This is a genomic window from Mycobacterium sp. TH-M11, from assembly GCF_057473725.1.
In genome coordinates, this window is the sequence record NZ_JBYCLD010000476.1 from 1 (window position 1) to 2,438 (window position 2,438).

Genomic DNA, 2,438 nt, shown 5'->3' on the forward strand with positions numbered 1-2,438 from the left:
CGTGGCCTGCATCCGCTGAATCCGGTGAACAAGACTCGTTGCGGTGGAATGCAATTGGAGTTGCCGATCCGGGTCCGGGGCATCAGTCCCCGCAGCCCGCTGCCCGGCGACGATGGATTGTCGCCGGTGACCGCCGATCTGGTGCAGGGTTTGGCGGCCGCGGCTCGGTCCTGGAAATTAGAGTCGACATAACTACACGACCGGAGGTGGCCGATGGCCGGAAACGCCTTACGCTTTTCGCTGGGCATACACGCAGCAGGGTCGCTGACCGTGTTGCGGGACAAGGTAAAGCGTTATGAGGACATCGGCTTCGATGCCCTGCACCTGCCTGATCACCTCGGCGCCCCGGCACCCTTTCCGGTGCTGACGGCGATCGCCTCGGCGACATCGCGGGTGCGGCTTGGCACCTACGTGCTCAACGCCGGGTTCTACAAGCCCGCGCTGCTGGCGCGCGATGCGGGCGAAGTCGACCAACTCAGCGGCGGCAGACTCGACCTGGGACTCGGCGCCGGTTACGTCCGCGAGGAATTCGAAGCCGCTGAGCTGCCATACCCCACCGCCGGCGAACGCGTCGACCACCTCGAGCACATCACAACCTACCTGAAGAAGCATCTGCCGAAGGTGCCAATTCTGATCGCCGGCAACGGAAATCGGCTGTTGACCATCGCCGCCCAGCACGCCGACATGATCGGTTTGACCGGCGCCAGCTCACTCGGCGACCGGGTTGAGTTCGTCCGCAATGTCGCGGGCGAACGGTTCGCCGATCTCGAGCTCAACCTCGCCATCACCGCTGTTCCATCCGGCGGCTCCGAGCGGCCTGACCTGGCACTCACCCGTCGTTACACGGACCTGTCCGACGAGGAGTTGCTGGCCCTGCCGTCGGTGCTCAGCGGATCGCCGAGCGGTATCGCCGACACCTTGCGAAGCTACCGCGAGAACTACGGCCTGACGTCGTTCACCTTCCAGGAAAACCACGTCGACACCATCGCCAAAGTGATCGCCGAGCTGAATTGACCGCCCAGTTCCGTATGGTGGATTGATGCGTTTCAACCCTCCCCCGAACTGGCCAACGCCCCCCAAGGACTGGACCCCGCACGCGGACTGGTCACCCGATCCCTCCTGGCCGCCGCCGCCGCCCGGCTGGCAGCTGTGGATCGAGGACGACGTTCCAGCACCACTGGGACGGCTCAAGCACGACGGCGACGACGGCGAGTACTTCGGCGACGAGAACGCATGGGCCGACGACGCCGGCCCGGCACCGGTTAGCGGCGAGCTGGACGTGGCGGTAGCGCCGCCGCCGCCGGACCCGACCGCGGTAGCGCCCGAAGACCTTGCGGTGCAACACCTCGGGCAGTACGCCACGGTCAAGTGGGACGACGATCGCCAATACGCAATCGGCACCATCGTCGCCGTGTCCGCCGACGCCGGCGAGGTGCGTCTCACACTTGACGGCCTCGCCGAGCCGATCACTTTTCCGCGCGATACGCCCGGCAGCCCGCGACTGCTGGTCTGGATGTAACGCCCTGGCGAAGGCGGTCCCCGTCGTTTGCCTGACCGGTTACCTCGGTGCCGGCAAGACGACGCTGCTCAACCACGTGCTGCGCAGCCCGGGCGCTCGGATCGGGGTCGTTATCAACGACTTCGGTGAACTCAACGTCGACGCCATGCTGGTGGCCGGGCAGATCGACGAGCCGGTCTCGATCGCCGGCGGCTGCATCTGCTGTCTGCCTGACGACGGCGGCATCGACGACGCGCTGACCAAGCTGGCCGACCCGCGGCTCAAGCTCGATGCGGTGATCGTCGAGGCCAGCGGTTTGGCCGATCCGCTCATCGTCTCGCGCATCATCGGCTTCAGCAAGGTGGCCGGCTTTCGTTACGGCGGCCTGGTCGACGTCATCGATGCCACAACGCATTTCGACATCGTCGACACCGGCGAGGTGCTGCCCGCGCGCTACCGCGCGGCGTCCCTCGTCGTCGTCAACAAGCTCGACCGGCTCGACGACCCGGCCACCATGGTCGACCGGGTCGAACGACGCGTGCGCAAGCAGAATTCACGGGCGACGGTCGTTGGGTCGATAGACGGGCAGATCGATCCGCGCATGCTGTTTGACGTCGCGGGGGCCAACGATGAACCGGGCCAACTGTCCTTGCGCGAATTGCTGGTCGAGGAGACCGTGGCGGCCCACGAACACGACCACGCGCATGCCGACTCGGTGACCGCGACCAGCGTCGGCGAGGTCGACCCCGGGGCGTTGATCGACCTGCTCGAGGAGCCTCCGGCCGGGGTGTATCGCCTGAAGGGCGCCGCGCGGATGCGAGACGGGCGAGGTACGGCCACCGTGGCGGTCAACCTCGTCGGCCCGACGATCCATCTCGCGCAGGCACCGCCCAAAGCCGCGGCCAACTTTCTGGTCGCGATCGGGATGAACCTCGACACC

At 66.6% G+C, this 2,438-nt stretch carries 3 protein-coding genes and 1 pseudogene; all 4 read left to right on the forward strand.

Going from position 1 to position 2,438, the window contains the following annotated elements:
* Window positions 1-192, forward strand: a pseudogene (locus AC2VOG_RS18380) (poly-gamma-glutamate hydrolase family protein); the annotation flags it as partial.
* A 21-nt stretch (window positions 193-213) separates the two neighbouring features.
* The gene (locus tag AC2VOG_RS18385) at window positions 214-1,014 is read left to right on the forward strand and encodes a TIGR03621 family F420-dependent LLM class oxidoreductase (protein ID WP_486941269.1); all 801 of its coding nucleotides are present in this window, start codon (window positions 214-216) and stop codon (window positions 1,012-1,014) included.
* A gap of 25 nt (window positions 1,015-1,039) precedes the next feature.
* Window positions 1,040-1,519 (forward strand): hypothetical protein, encoded by a 480-nt coding sequence (locus AC2VOG_RS18390; RefSeq protein WP_486941270.1) that lies wholly within the window; start codon window positions 1,040-1,042, stop codon window positions 1,517-1,519.
* 4 nt (window positions 1,520-1,523) lie between these two features.
* Window positions 1,524-2,438 (forward strand): CobW family GTP-binding protein (locus tag AC2VOG_RS18395; protein ID WP_486941271.1); only part of this gene is annotated, 915 nt, incomplete at its 3' end.

Bases quoted from the DNA above. Each gene is read 5' to 3' on its own strand.
- AC2VOG_RS18385 (WP_486941269.1), top strand. From the start codon at position 214: ATGGCCGGAAACGCCTTACGCTTTTCGCTGGGCATACACGCAGCAGGG.
- AC2VOG_RS18390 (WP_486941270.1), top strand. From the start codon at position 1,040: ATGCGTTTCAACCCTCCCCCGAACTGGCCAACGCCCCCCAAGGACTGG.